At 61.2% G+C, this 13,526-nt stretch carries 10 protein-coding genes and 1 pseudogene; 9 read left to right on the top strand and 2 right to left on the bottom strand.

The window, feature by feature from the left end; genetic code table 11:
- Window positions 1-26: 26 nt before the first annotated feature.
- Both AACY11_RS17215 and edd read right to left on the bottom strand, forming a co-directional pair.
- Entirely contained in the window at window positions 27-986 is a 960-nt protein-coding gene (locus AACY11_RS17215) for a glucokinase (protein ID WP_339495397.1), read from the bottom strand.
- A complete protein-coding gene (edd, locus tag AACY11_RS17210; protein ID WP_339430951.1) occupies window positions 983-2,809 on the bottom strand; it encodes a phosphogluconate dehydratase in 1,827 nt (608 codons plus the stop codon). Before edd ends, AACY11_RS17215 begins: the two co-directional genes overlap by 4 nt.
- A gap of 220 nt (window positions 2,810-3,029) precedes the next feature.
- On the opposite strand from edd, the gene gap reads away from it, so the two are divergent.
- The 9 genes and pseudogenes from gap (at window position 3,030) to AACY11_RS17170 (ending at window position 13,516) form a co-directional block, all read left to right on the top strand.
- Complete coding sequence (gene gap / locus AACY11_RS17205) at window positions 3,030-4,031, top strand: type I glyceraldehyde-3-phosphate dehydrogenase (RefSeq protein ID WP_339430952.1); 1,002 nt, start codon at window positions 3,030-3,032, stop codon at window positions 4,029-4,031.
- 190 nt (window positions 4,032-4,221) lie between these two features.
- Window positions 4,222-4,740 carry an RNA polymerase sigma factor gene (locus AACY11_RS17200; protein WP_339430953.1) on the top strand — a complete coding sequence of 173 codons (519 nt, stop codon included), beginning with the start codon at window positions 4,222-4,224 and terminating at the stop codon, window positions 4,738-4,740.
- A gap of 124 nt (window positions 4,741-4,864) precedes the next feature.
- Window positions 4,865-5,830 carry a FecR family protein gene (locus AACY11_RS17195; RefSeq protein ID WP_339430954.1) on the top strand — a complete coding sequence of 322 codons (966 nt, stop codon included), beginning with the start codon at window positions 4,865-4,867 and terminating at the stop codon, window positions 5,828-5,830.
- Between the two features lie 122 nt (window positions 5,831-5,952).
- Window positions 5,953-8,538, top strand: a complete 2,586-nt coding sequence (locus tag AACY11_RS17190) for a TonB-dependent receptor (RefSeq protein WP_339495396.1) — start codon at window positions 5,953-5,955, stop codon at window positions 8,536-8,538.
- Window positions 8,539-8,648: 110 nt separating this feature from the next.
- A complete protein-coding gene (locus AACY11_RS17185; RefSeq protein ID WP_339495395.1) occupies window positions 8,649-9,245 on the top strand; it encodes a biliverdin-producing heme oxygenase in 597 nt (198 codons plus the stop codon).
- Window positions 9,246-9,315: 70 nt separating this feature from the next.
- Window positions 9,316-9,711, top strand: coding sequence for a YbaN family protein (locus AACY11_RS17180; protein ID WP_339430957.1), 396 nt, complete (start codon window positions 9,316-9,318; stop codon window positions 9,709-9,711).
- Between the two features lie 187 nt (window positions 9,712-9,898).
- Window positions 9,899-11,179 (top strand): annotated as a pseudogene (locus AACY11_RS28450) (PDC sensor domain-containing protein); the annotation flags it as partial.
- Between the two features lie 102 nt (window positions 11,180-11,281).
- Complete coding sequence (locus AACY11_RS28445; protein WP_401159821.1) at window positions 11,282-12,037, top strand: methyl-accepting chemotaxis protein; 756 nt, start codon at window positions 11,282-11,284, stop codon at window positions 12,035-12,037.
- Between the two features lie 129 nt (window positions 12,038-12,166).
- A complete protein-coding gene (locus AACY11_RS17170) occupies window positions 12,167-13,516 on the top strand; it encodes a CoA transferase (protein ID WP_339430959.1) in 1,350 nt (449 codons plus the stop codon).
- Window positions 13,517-13,526: the final 10 nt, after the last annotated feature.

The raw sequence follows: 13,526 nt of genomic DNA, 5'->3' as shown, positions 1-13,526 counted from the left end.
CCCGCGCCCACATTTCTGGCCGTGTTTCAGGCCCGAATCGATTGATCGAGGGCCACACCGGCACCGACAAGGCCGGAATACGGCGCTGTCACCAGCCACACCGGAATGCCCTTGAAGTAATCGCTCATGCAACCCTTGTCGGCAAAGCTGTGGGCGAAACCGCTTTGGACAAAGAAATCGGCAAAGCGTGGAATCACGCCGCCAACGATGAATACCCCGGCGCGCGCGCCCGTGGTCAGCACGTTGTTGCCGGCCACACGCCCGAGCCAGCAGCAGAATTGCTCCAGCACTTGCAGGGCAATCGGGTCACCCGCCAATCCTGCAGCGGTGATCGCTTCCGGCGTATCGAGTGTTGGCTCATGCCCATCCACCGCGCAGATCGCCCGGTAAACCCGAGGCAAGCCGCCGCCGCTCAATGCGGTTTCCGCGCTGACGTGGCCGATCTCGTTATGGATGTGCTGCCACAGCTGGGTTTCACGCAGGCTGCTCAACGGCAGATCAACGTGACCGCCCTCGCCCGGCAACGCGGCAAAACGACCGTCACCGAGATCGAGCAAGGTGCCGACGCCAAGGCCTGTGCCTGGGCCGATCACCACGGCCGGACGCAACGGCTCCGGCGTGCCTTCGCACACCACGCGGAATTCGCCGGGCTGCAATCGGGTCATGCCCAACGCCATCGCCGAGAAGTCGTTGATCAGCAGCAGTTGCTCGACCTGCAAGGTCTTGCAGAACGCCGTGCGGCTAAGGCGCCAGTGATTATTGGTGAACTTGAATTCATCGCCACTGACAGGGCCGGCCACCGACAGGCACACCGAACCGATCGAACCCGGCGCCAGACCGAGGCCGCTCAGGTACAGGCTGATTGCCTCTTCCGGGCTGGCGTGGTCGGCTGTGGCCAGCACCTGAACCGATGCCAGTTGCTGGTTTTTCCACAACGCAAACCGCGCGTTGGTGCCTCCGATGTCACCGACCAAAGCCAGTTTCAATTAAGCGTCTCCAGGGCAGAAGTGAAGGCGCTGGCGCCCTGCTCCGCCGAGCTGAAGGCCATACGCATGAAGCCGAACAGTTCGCGACCGCTGCCGATGTTGTTGCCCAACAGGCCTTTGGCGGGTTCGCGCGCGGCAAATTCTTCGGCGTCCACTTTGAGTTCCAAAGTACCTTTGACGCCATCGACGCGGATGATATCGCCCTCTTGCACCCGCGCCAAAGCCCCACCGACATAAGCTTCAGGACTGACGTGAATCGCCGCCGGGATTTTCCCCGAGGCGCCGGACATGCGCCCGTCAGTCACCAGCGCGACTTTGAAGCCACGATCCTGCAGCACGCCAAGGAACGGCGTCATCTTGTGCAGTTCCGGCATGCCGTTGGAACGCGGCCCCTGGAAGCGCATCACCGCGACAAAATCCTTCTCCAGCAAACCGGCCTTGAACGCGTCGGCCAGGTCCTGCTGATCCTGGAACACCATGGCCGGTGCTTCGACGATCTGGTTTTCCAGCGCCACGGCGGACACCTTCATCACGCCGCGTCCGAGGTTGCCTTCCATCACCCGCAGACCACCCTCCGAGGAGAAGGCACGGGCCACTGGACGCAGAATATTTTCGTCGAGGCTTTCGATCGGGCCTTCGCGCCAGACCAGTTCGCCGTTATCAAGGAACGGCTCTTTGGTGTACTGGCTCAAGCCATGGCCGAGCACGGTATTGACGTCTTCGTGCAGCAGCCCGGCTTCGAGCAGTTCACGGATCAGGAACGACATGCCGCCCGCCGCCTGGAAGTGGTTGATGTCGGCTTTGCCGTTCGGATAGACGTGGCTGAGGGTTGGCACGACTTCGGAGAGGTCGGCCATGTCTTGCCAGGTCAATTGAATGCCTGCCGCCATGGCGATGGCCGGCATGTGCAGGGTGTGGTTGGTCGAACCGCCGGTGGCGTGCAGGGCGACGATCGAGTTGACCAGCGACTTTTCGTCGACGATTTCGCCGATCGGCATGAAGTTGCCGTTCTGTTTGGTCAGGCGCGTGACCTGATGCGCGGCTTCGCGGGTCAGGGCGTCGCGCAGCGGTGTGTTCGGGTTGACGAAGGAGGCGCCTGGCAGGTGCAGGCCCATGACTTCCATCAGCAACTGATTGGTGTTGGCCGTGCCGTAGAAGGTGCAGGTGCCCGGGCTGTGGTAGGACTTCATTTCCGATTCCAGCAGCTCTTCGCGGGTCGCCTTGCCTTCGGCGTACTTCTGCCGGACGTCGGCTTTTTCCTTGTTGGATATGCCCGAGACCATCGGCCCGCCCGGCACAAAGATTGTCGGCAGATGACCGAAACGCAGCGAGCCCATCATCAGGCCCGGCACGATCTTGTCGCAGATGCCGAGCATCAGCGCGCCGTCGAACATGTTGTGCGACAACGCCACCGCCGTGGACATGGCGATCACTTCGCGGCTCGGCAGGCTCAACTCCATGCCCGGCTCGCCTTGGGTCACGCCGTCGCACATCGCCGGAGTACCGCCGGCAAACTGGCCGACCGAGCCGATTTCGCGCAGGGCATTTTTGATTTGTTCCGGAAATACTTCGTACGGCTGATGCGCCGAGAGCATGTCGTTATATGAAGAAACAATGGCGATATTCGCCGAGTTCATCATCCGCAGGCTGTGCTTGTCTTCGCTGCCGCACCCGGCCACGCCGTGGGCGAAGTTGGCGCATTGCAGCTTGCCGCGCATCGGCCCGTCAGTCGCGGCGCCGTGAATCAGTGCAAGGTAAGCCTGACGCGTGGCGCGGCTGCGGGCGATAAGCCGTTCGGTGACCTCAAGGACGCGGGGATGCATGTGTAGAACTCCAGGCTAACGGATGTGGCGACCTGATTGTCTATGCTGATCAAACACCGTTGTTGTTGGAATGACAGACGGTGTTTTTGATCATTCGGACCAGTTGATTCAGGTCACTCGTTGTAGATAAAACAAAATATTGCCACTAAAAAGGCTTGTTTTCTATTTTTATGCGAATAATCTTGTAATTCAAACAACAAAACGACGGCGGCGCTGTTTCATGACTCTTCGAATCGCAATCAATGGTTTTGGCCGCATCGGCCGTAATGTCCTGCGCGCACTGTATACCCAAGGCTACCGACAGGATTTGCAGATCGTCGCCATCAACGATCTGGGCGACAGCTCGATCAACGCGCATCTGCTCAAATACGACACCGTTCATGGCACGTTCGACGCCGAAGTGGCGCATGACAACGAAAGCCTGACCGTCAACGGCGACCGCATTGCCGTCAGTGCCATTCGCAACCCGGCCGAACTGCCATGGGCGGCGGAAAAAATTGACGTGGTGTTCGAATGCACCGGGCTCTTTACCGACCGTGCCAAAGCCGCCGCGCATATTACTGCCGGCGCGCGCAAAGTCATCATCTCGGCCCCGGCCAAAGGCGCCGACGCCACCGTGGTCTATGGTGTGAACCACGACATTCTGCGCCAGTCGCACCAGATCATCTCCAACGCTTCGTGCACCACCAACTGCCTGGCGCCTGTGGCGCAGGTGTTGCACCGCGAGCTGGGGATCGAAAGCGGCCTGATGACTACCATTCATGCCTACACCAACGATCAGAACCTGACCGACGTCTACCACACCGACCCGTACCGCGCGCGCTCGGCCACGCAGAACATGATCCCGAGCAAAACCGGCGCCGCTGAAGCGGTGGGCCTGGTGCTGCCGGAACTGGCCGGCAAACTGACCGGCATGGCCGTGCGTGTACCGGTGATCAATGTGTCGCTGGTGGACCTGACCGTGCAGTTGAAGAAAGAAGCCAGCGCCGAGGAAGTCAACGCGCTGCTCAAGGCTGCCAGCCAGCATTCGAAAATTCTCGGCTACAACACCTTGCCGCTGGTTTCCAGCGACTTCAACCACAACCCGCTGTCGTCGATCTTCGACGCCAACCACACCAAATCCAGCGGCAAACTGCTGAAGGTGCTGGCCTGGTATGACAACGAGTGGGGCTTCTCCAACCGCATGCTGGATAACTGCCTGGCGTTGTGCAACGCGGAGTAAGCCGCACTCCCCATGTGGGAGCGGGCTTGCTCGCGAAAGCGGTGGTTCAATCGATCGATGAGTCACCTGACACGACGCCTCGCAAGCAAGCCCGCTCCCGCAGGTTGGCGATTTCAATCTGAAATCAAGGCTTGACCATTTGACTGGATGATAAGCATTATCATTCGCCTCAAATGGATCAGGTCCTCCCGTGAGTCAATCGCGCTTCAACCATGTCTTCCTCACCCAGCGCACTTCGTTGCTGCGCACGCTGGAACGGATGGTCAACAATCACAGCACCGCTGAAGACCTGTTGCAGGAAACCTACCTGCGCGTGACGCGGGCGCTGAGCGAGCGGGCCATCGACCACCTCGAACCCTTTGTCTTCCAGACCGCGCGCAATCTGGCGCTGGATCATTTGCGTGCGCGCAAGATCCATTCGCGCACCATGGTCGATGACGTGCCGCAGGACGTCGTGCACAGCATCGCCGCCCCTGCCAGCAGCGCCGAAGACGCCGCCCACGCCGAACAATTGCTCGAACGCTTGAACGTGAGTCTCAGTCAATTGAGCCCCCGTCAGCAGCAGATTTTCATCCTCAGCCGTCTGCACGGGCACAGCTATCAGGAAATCGCCGACGAACTGAAGGTGTCGCTCAGCACCGTGCAAAAAGAATTGAAACTGATCATGACCATTTGCATCGGTGTCGCCGAACGCTTGAATGGCGACTGAGGCTGTAGGCTCTTTCCGTAAGCGCCAGGTTCGACTGCACTGAGCTTTGTGCTTTGTTACCCTTGCCCGACTTTTACGCTTCACTAAAAAAACAGCCGTGCGCAGACACTGCCGAGGAAACACCGTGACGGACACCCACCGCTCGCCTTCGCCGGAATCGGCGCGGGACGCTGCAAACGCAATGGACCAGGCACTGGACTGGCTCATCGTGCTCGGCAGCCCGGACGAGGAACAGACCCGGCAATTTCATGCCTGGCTGGCGGCCGATCCGTTGAATGCCGAGGCGTTCGCCAAAGCCCAGGCGATCTGGGATGGCCCGCAGATCGCTCAGTGCGCGCAAACCCTGGCGGCGGCGCCTGCGAAAGTCAGCGTCCTCAGCCGTCTGCGTCCACACTGGAAACCACTGGCCACCGCTGCGGTATTGCTGCTCGGTCTGTTCAGTTTCAGCAATGTGCCCCTGCGCATCCAGGCCGATCACCTGACCGTGGTCGGCGAGCGTCAGCGTCTGCAACTGGAGGACGGCTCGAAAGTCCTGCTCAACACCAATTCGGCATTCTCCAGCACCATCAACGATCAACAGCGCGTCGCGCGGTTGTTCCAGGGCGAGGCGTTTTTCGAGGTTGCCGGCAGCCGCAAGCAACCGCTGGAAATCGACGCAGGCCCGGTCAAGGCCAGCGTGCATGACACCGCCTTCGCCGTGCGTTACCTGGACGGCGTAGCGCAGGTCAACGTGCAACGCGGCGATGTCGATTTGCGCGCTACGCATAACGATGCCCGGGTGCGTTTGTCTGCCGGTGAAAGTATTCGCATCGGCCCCAACGGATTCGACCGCCCGGCCAAACTTGATGCATCGACCGATCTGGCCTGGGTGCAAGGCCGACTGGTGTTCGAGAACTGTCCGCTGAATCAGGTGCTGGCCGAACTGCGCCGCTACTATCCGGGCTGGATCATCAACACCAACGAGCAGTTGGCTGATGTCGCCGTGACTGGCAATTACCGCCTCGACCAGCCACTGGACGTGGTGCGTTCCCTCGCTCACATCACCTCGGCGCGCCTGCAGGAATTCCCGGCGCTGGTGATCCTGAACTAAATGAGAATTATTTTTACTCGATAGCCAAAGCGCGTTCGTCTCGTTATAGCCAATGCAATTGATTCGCATCTTCGGACGCCAATCAGCACCTATAAAGATTCGTGCGACACGGAGCGCTATCGATGTCCTCTCGCCTTACCCGCCAGACTGCTTCCCCTTCCCGCGTGTTGTCGCTGCTGACCGCTGCCATCCTCATGGCCGGCACCGCACCGCTCATGGCTGCCACCGAGCAACCGACACGCAACATGGGTGATTACTCGTTCTCGATTGGCCAGCAACCGCTGGTGTCGGCACTGAATGCCTTCACCGCCGTCACGGGTTGGCAAGTCGGCCTGCCGGCAGAATTGGCTCAGGGCGTGTCGTCGCCGGGCGTGCGTGGCTCGCTGTCACCGGAAAAAGCCCTGGAGCGCCTGTTGGTGGGGACCAACCTGAGCTTTCGCACGTTGAGCAACAACAACGTCGTGCTGGAGATGCGCCGTACCAGCGGCGCACTGAATCTGGATCAAGTGACCATCAGCGCCACCCGTCAGGAACAATCGGTCAAGAGCGTGCCGGCCACCGTCAGTGTGCACACCCGTGAAGAACTGGATCACAACAACGTCAACACCCTCAAGGATCTGGTGCGCTATGAGCCGGGCGTCTCCGTCGGCGGCGCCGGCCAGCGTGGCGGCATCAGCGGTTACAACATCCGCGGCATCGATGGCGACCGCATCCTGACTCAGGTTGACGGTGTCGAAGTACCGGACGGGTTCTTCAACGGCCCGTACGCCAAGACCCAACGCAACTACGTCGACCCGGAAATCGTCAAACGCGTCGAGATCCTCCGTGGCCCGGCCTCGGTGCTGTACGGCAGCAACGCCATCGGCGGCGCGGTCAGCTATTACACCCTCGATGCGGACGACATCATCAAGCCTGGCAAAGACGTCGGCGCCCGCCTTAAAACCGGTTACAGCTCGGCCGATGAGAGCTGGTTGAAGTCCGCCACCGTAGCCGGCCGTGCCGATCAGTTCGACGGTTTGCTGCATTACAGCCAGCGTGACGGCCATGAAATCGATGCCTACGGCAGCAACCACGGCACAGGCCTTGAGCGCACCGCCGCCAACCCGGAAGACGTCAAGGCAAGCAACGTACTGGCCAAGATCGGCTGGAACTACAACGAAGATTCGCGCTTGGGCCTGACCTACGAAAAGTACAAGGACGACCGCGACACCGATCAGAAAAGCGCCTACGGCGGCCCGTACTTCAATGGCGCCCCGACCATCCCCGACAGCCTGCTGCCCGGCGGCATGTACCAGTGGCGCACCGGCAACGACACGATCACTCGCGAGCGTTTCGGCATCGAACACAGCTTCGCCCTCGACAGCCTGCTGGTCGACAACGTGAAGTGGAGCCTGAACCACCAGATCGCCAAGACTGACCAGCGCACCGAAGAGTATTACTACCCGATGACCCGCAAAGTGCTGCGTACTCGCGACACGATCTACGAGGAAAAGCAGTGGGTGTTCGATGCGCAACTGGACAAGGCTTTCGCCCTCGGTGAGACCGATCACGTCCTGACCTACGGCACCACCCTCAAGCAACAGAAAGTCACCGGCTCACGCAGCGGCGACGGCAAGTGCCTGGCCGTGGGGCGTGGCTGCAGCGCAATCGGAGCGACCAGTGCCGCTGACGTACTGAAGAAGGCCAGCGACTTCCCGGACCCGACCATCAACACCTACAGCGTGTTTGCTCAGGATCAGATCAGCTGGAACGACTGGACCTTCCTGCCGGGCCTGCGCTACGACTACACCGAGCTCAAGCCGCACATCACCGAGCAATTCCTCAATACCGTAAACGCCGATCGCCAGGGGACGGTCAGCGACAAGAACAAGACCTGGCATAAGGTCTCGCCCAAATTCGGCCTGACCTACGCCTTTAACGAGCACTACACCTGGTACGGTCAGTACGCCGAGGGCTTGCGCACACCCACCGCGAAAGCGCTGTACGGTCGCTTCGAGAACAACACCACCGGTTACACCGTGGCGCCGAATCCGGGCCTTGAGCCGGAAAAAAGCAAAAGCTATGAAACCGGTCTGCGCGGCAATTTCGAATCCGGCTCGTTCGACGTGGCGGTGTTCTACAACAAGTACCGCGACTTCATTAATGAAGACGCGGTCAAGCCGGGCGACGACGCGTTGACCTTCCAGAGCAACAACATCAAGCACGCGACCATCAAGGGGGCGGAAGTCAAAGGCCGTCTGAACCTGGACTCGTTTGGCGCCCCACAAGGCCTGTACACCCAAGGCTCGATTGCCTATGCCTATGGTCGCAACAACGACAACGGCGAACCGCTCAACAGCGTCAACCCGCTGACCGGCGTGTTCGGCCTGGGTTACGACCAGGACCACTACGGCGGCCTGCTGAGCTGGACCGTGGTGAAGAAAAAGGATCGTGTCGACGACAGCAACTTCAAATCGCCGGATGGCGTCAGCAGCCAGTTCAAGTCGCCGGGCTTCGGCATTCTGGATCTGACCGGGTTCTACAAAGTCACCAACGACGTCACCGTCAGCGGCGGCATTTACAACCTGACCGACAAGAAATACTGGCTGTGGGATGACGTGCGCGGTTACGACAGCGTCGGCGAAGCCTCGGTAACGCAACCGGCCAACCTTGATCGACTGACCCAACCGGGCCGCAACTTCGCGATCAATCTGATCTGGGACATCTGACCCGGCCGACCTCACGGCGCGTGTACACGCACCGCGCCGTGAGTTTTTTTACGCGCCAGCGCTGGCCCGTTCGTCTCGTTATCAAGCGCCTCTTCTATCAAGGACAACTCATGACCCCTTCGGGAAAAGCCCTGCGTTCGCAACGCCTGAACCAGATCACTCACGCACCGCACACCAAGCTCGACGCGCTGGTCAAAGCCCACGCACCGTTCGAAACCCGCGCCAACTTCGCCCGTTTTGTCGTTGCGCAGTACCTGTTCCAGTCGGAACTGGTTGAGCTGTACAACGATGCCGAACTGACCGCGATCATGGCTGACTTGCCGGCTCGGTGCCGCGCCGAAGCGGCCAAGGCTGACCTGGCGGATCTGCACACCGACGTGCCGGCCCCAGTGGCCGGCGCGCTGAAAAATCCAAGCAAGGCCCGCGCCCTGGGCTGGCTCTTCGTCTGCGAAGGTTCCAAACTCGGCGCGGCGTTTTTGATCAAACGCGCCGAGGCGCTGCAATTGAGCGAAACCTTTGGTGCCCGTCACTTGGGTGAACCGCAAGGTGGACGCGCCGAAGGCTGGAAGCGTTTCGTCAAAACCCTCGACTCATTGGTGTTCACCGCAGAGCAAGAGGCCGACGTGGAGCAAGGCGCAATCGACGCCTTTAACCGCTTCACCGTGCTGCTGGAACGGGCTTATGCGACTGAAGCAGAAATGGCCTGACACTTCCCCTCTGGGAGTTGCATAAGCCTGTAAGATCCCGATCCAGCTTCATAAACCACGCGCTGAGCCCATGCCGCCACCCGCCTCCTCCAAACTCGCCCGCCTGCTGTTCGGCCTCTTGGCCTATGTCAGCCTCGGCATCGGCCTGATCGCCATCGTCGTGCCCGGCCTGCCGACCACCGAGTTCATCCTGCTCGCGGCCTGGGCGGCGACCCGCAGTTCGCCGCGCCTGAGCGCCTGGCTGGAGAACCATCGGCTGTTCGGACCGATCCTGAGCAATTGGCGCAACGGCAAGATCATTGCGCGCAAGGCCAAGGTCAGCGCCACGATCAGCATGCTGCTGTGTGCGACGTTGATGCTGGTGCTGCTCGATCACGGCTGGCCGGTCTATCTGGCCATTGCCGGGATGAGCCTGGGCAACCTGTGGATCTGGTCGCGACCGGAAACCACCCCGTCACCACGCTGAAACTTCCCTGTAATCAAGCCTTTTTTCGGCACATTCTCCTGCGCAAACGTTTAACGATGACCGTTCGTCGACACTGCCCTCATGCGCCCCCGCCTCGCGCCGATGTGCATTGAAAGGCGCTGAATGGATTTGGCGATCAGGGTCACTCCCGCCGTGGCCAACCGCTCATTCATTCGCGAGAACGCCCATGTTCGACTCTCTTTCCATTCGCCTGAAAATCGTCCTGCTCTCTGGTTTGTGCCTGCTCGGTGTGGTCGCGCTGATCGTCGGCATGAACATTTACCAGACCAACCAGAACGACAAACTGGTCAGCCACTCCAGCAGCAAGATGCTCACCGCCAGCGTGGAGAACCTGCTGCAAGCCAAAGCCGCCGAGCAAGCGGTGCGTGTGCAGAAAACCTTCGGCGAAAGCCTGACCGTGATCACGGCGCTGGCCGACCAGATCAAGGACATGCGCGTGATGGCCGCCAAGCGTTCACTGGAGGCTGGCGCGCTGCGTGAAGAGTTGAACCAGAGCCTGAAAACGGCCTTCGAGCGCAACGACAAAGTGCTCGGCATCTGGCTGGCATTCGAACCCAACGCGCTGGACGGCAAGGACGGCGAGTTTGCCAATGACGCCGCCCGTCAATCCAACGAAGCCGGACGGTTTGCCAGTTACTGGAGCCGCGCCGCCGGCTCGGCGCTGAACACGGTCATGGTCGAAGAAGACATGACCAAAACCACGCTGAGTGTCAGCGGTACGCCGTACAACAGTTGGTACACCTGCCCCCGCGACAACAAGCGCACCTGCCTGCTCGACCCTTATGCCGACACTGTCGGCGGCAAGGAAATGCTCATGACGACCATTTCCGTGCCCTTGATCGTCGACGGCAAAGCCATCGGCGTGGTCGGTGTCGACATCGCCCTCAACGCCCTGCAGGCCGCCGCAGTGGACTCCCAGCGTGACTTGTTCAACAACGCCGGGCACATACTGATTGTCTCGGGCAGCGGTGTGCTGGGGGCCGACAGTGCCGACGCCACCAAGGTCGGCAAGACGATCATCGACACCCTCGGTGCCGATGGCAAAGACGTGCTGCAACTGATCGGCAGCGGCACACCGAAGATTCTCGAACAGGGCGGCCTGATCCGTGCGGTGTATCCGGTCGATCCGATCGGCAACTCCCGGGCCTGGGGCGTGGTCATTGATCTGCCCAAACAAGTGTTGCTGGCCGACGCGGTCAAGCTGCAAGCAGTGCTGGATGAGGCGCACACAACCGGCATGATCACGGCGCTGTTGGTGGCCGTTGTGGCCGGCGTGATCGGCCTGCTGCTGATCTGGCTCACCGCTTCGGGCGTCACCCGCCCGATCAACAGCGTCGCCCAGATGCTGAAAAACATTGCCAGCGGCGAAGGCGATCTGACTCAACGTCTGGACTACACCAAGAAGGATGAACTGGGCGAGCTGGTGAACTGGTTCAACCGTTTCCTCGACAAACTGCAACCGACCATAGCCCAGATCAAGCAGAGCATCACCGAAGCCCGTGGCACCGCTGATCAGTCCTCGGAAATTGCCCGCCAGACCAGTGAAGGCATGCAGGTGCAGTTCCGCGAAATCGACCAGGTCGCCACCGCGTCCAACGAAATGAGCGCCACCGCCCACGATGTTGCCAACAGTGCCTCGAACGCGGCCAATGCGGCGAAAGGAGCCGACCAGTCGGCGAAGGACGGTATGTCGATCATCGAACGCAGCACCCGCGATATCAGCCAACTGGCCGACGAAGTCAGCAAAGCGGTGACCGAAGTCGAGGAGTTGGCGGTCAACAGCGAGCAGATCGGCTCGGTGCTGGAAGTGATCCGCAGCATCGCCGAACAGACCAACCTGCTGGCCCTTAACGCGGCCATCGAAGCGGCCCGCGCCGGTGAGAGCGGTCGCGGCTTTGCGGTGGTGGCAGACGAGGTGCGCAACCTGGCCAAACGTACCCAGGACTCGGTGGAAGAAATTCGCGTGGTCATCGAACGCATCCAGACCGGCACCCGTGGCGTGGTCGCGACCATGCATTCAAGCCAGACCCAGGCGCACAACAACGCCGGGCAGATTCGTCAGGCTGTGGATGCGCTGGGCAAGATCAGCGATGCGGTGACCGTGATCAGCGACATGAACCTGCAAATCGCCAGCGCCGCCGAACAGCAAAGCGCCGTGGCCGAAGAGGTCAATCGCAACGTTTCGGCGATCCGTACGGTGACTGAAACCTTGACCGAGCAAGCCACTGAATCGGCGGCAATCAGCAGCCAGCTCAATGCCCTGGCCAGCCAGCAGATGAAGTTGATGGATCAGTTCCGCGTCTGAACATCGCCACGGCCACCTGTGGGAACGGGCTTGCCCGCTCCCACAGGGTCAGCGTTCATCCGTCAGCACTTTCATCTGACCAGACAACGTTTTGCACTATCATCGCCCTCTCGCTCCGGAGGGCCTTCGATGACTGATTTACTCACGTCCATTCAAGCCGCACTCGGCCTGCCGCACACGCCGATTGCCTTCACCGCCAGTGGCGCCCTGCCCTCGGCGTTCGCCGTGACCGACCTGGCCTGCGCCAGCATTGCCGTTGCCGGGCAGGCCATCAGCCAATTGCTCAATCAACAGACGGGCCGTTTGCCGGCCGTTGAAGTCGACCGCCGGTTAGCCTCGTTCTGGTTCGCCACCTCGCTGCGCCCGATTGGCTGGCAAGTGCCGCCGCTGTGGGACCCCATCGCCGGTGACTATGCCACCCGGGACGGCTGGATTCGCCTGCACACCAACGCCCCGCATCATCGTGCTGCCGCTGAGAGCGTGCTGGGTATCTGTGCCGATCGTGCAGCGATGGCCGCAAAAGTCGCGCAATGGAACAGCCAGGATCTGGAGCAAGCAGTCGTTGACGCCAAGGGCTGTGCCGCGCAGATGCGCAACTGGGCGCAGTGGCAACAGCATCCGCAAGGGTTGGCGGTGAATGCCGAGCCGCTCGTCCATTTCATCTGCGATCAGCACCCATGCGGCAAAACCTGGCAGGGCTCGGTGGCGCAACCGTTGGCCGGGATCAAGGTTCTGGACCTGACCCGCGTACTCGCCGGCCCGACCGCCAGCCGGTTCCTCGCCGGTCTCGGCGCCGACGTGCTGCGTATTGATCCACCGACCTGGAACGAACCCGGGGTTGTGCCGGAGGTGACGCTCGGCAAGCGCTGCGCCCGCCTGGATTTGCAGGTGCCGGCGGATCGCGCGGTGTTCGAGACGTTATTGCAGGACGCCGACATTCTGCTGCACGGCTACCGCGCCGATGCGTTGGAGAACCTTGGGTTTGGCGTTGAGCGGCGGCGGCAACTGGCGCCGGGGCTGATCGACGTCGGCCTCAATGCCTATGGCTGGAGCGGCCCGTGGCACAACCGCCGCGGCTTTGACAGCCTGGTGCAAATGAGCAGCGGCATCGCCGAGGCGGGACAGCGCTGGCAGCACGCAGACAAACCGACGCCTTTACCGGTGCAGGCGCTGGATCACGCGACCGGTTATCTGATGGCGGCGAGTACGATCACCTTGCTCAGCGAACGGTTGCGCAGTGGTCGCGCAGGATCGGCACGGTTGTCGCTGGCGCGTACGGCGAAGCTGTTGATCGAGCATGGACGGGGCACCGATGAAGCGCTACGCGCCGAAGATGATCAGGATAAGGGCCTGCTCGTGGAACAGACCCCGTGGGGGCCGGCGCATCGCGTGCAAGTGCCGGTGAAGATCAGCGGCACACCGCTGCAGTGGGCGTTGCCGGCCACCGAACTGGGTTCGCATCAAGCGCAGTGGCGATGAACTTTCGGGC

The sequence above is a fragment of the Pseudomonas sp. RA_105y_Pfl2_P56 genome (genome assembly GCF_963970845.1).
Taxonomy (GTDB): domain Bacteria; phylum Pseudomonadota; class Gammaproteobacteria; order Pseudomonadales; family Pseudomonadaceae; genus Aquipseudomonas; species Aquipseudomonas baetica_A.
This window is presented reverse-complemented; position numbering and strand designations above follow the sequence as displayed.

Excerpts from the sequence above, each read along its gene's own strand:
- edd (WP_339430951.1), bottom strand. The coding sequence starts at position 2,809 with ATGCATCCCCGCGTCCTTGAGGTCACCGAACGGCTTATCGCCCGCAGC.
- gap (WP_339430952.1), top strand. The coding sequence starts at position 3,030 with ATGACTCTTCGAATCGCAATCAATGGTTTTGGCCGCATCGGCCGTAAT.
- AACY11_RS17190 (WP_339495396.1), top strand. The coding sequence starts at position 5,953 with ATGTCCTCTCGCCTTACCCGCCAGACTGCTTCCCCTTCCCGCGTGTTG.
- AACY11_RS17185 (WP_339495395.1), top strand. The coding sequence starts at position 8,649 with ATGACCCCTTCGGGAAAAGCCCTGCGTTCGCAACGCCTGAACCAGATC.
- AACY11_RS17180 (WP_339430957.1), top strand. The coding sequence starts at position 9,316 with ATGCCGCCACCCGCCTCCTCCAAACTCGCCCGCCTGCTGTTCGGCCTC.
- AACY11_RS28445 (WP_401159821.1), top strand. The coding sequence starts at position 11,282 with ATGCAGGTGCAGTTCCGCGAAATCGACCAGGTCGCCACCGCGTCCAAC.
- AACY11_RS17170 (WP_339430959.1), top strand. The coding sequence starts at position 12,167 with ATGACTGATTTACTCACGTCCATTCAAGCCGCACTCGGCCTGCCGCAC.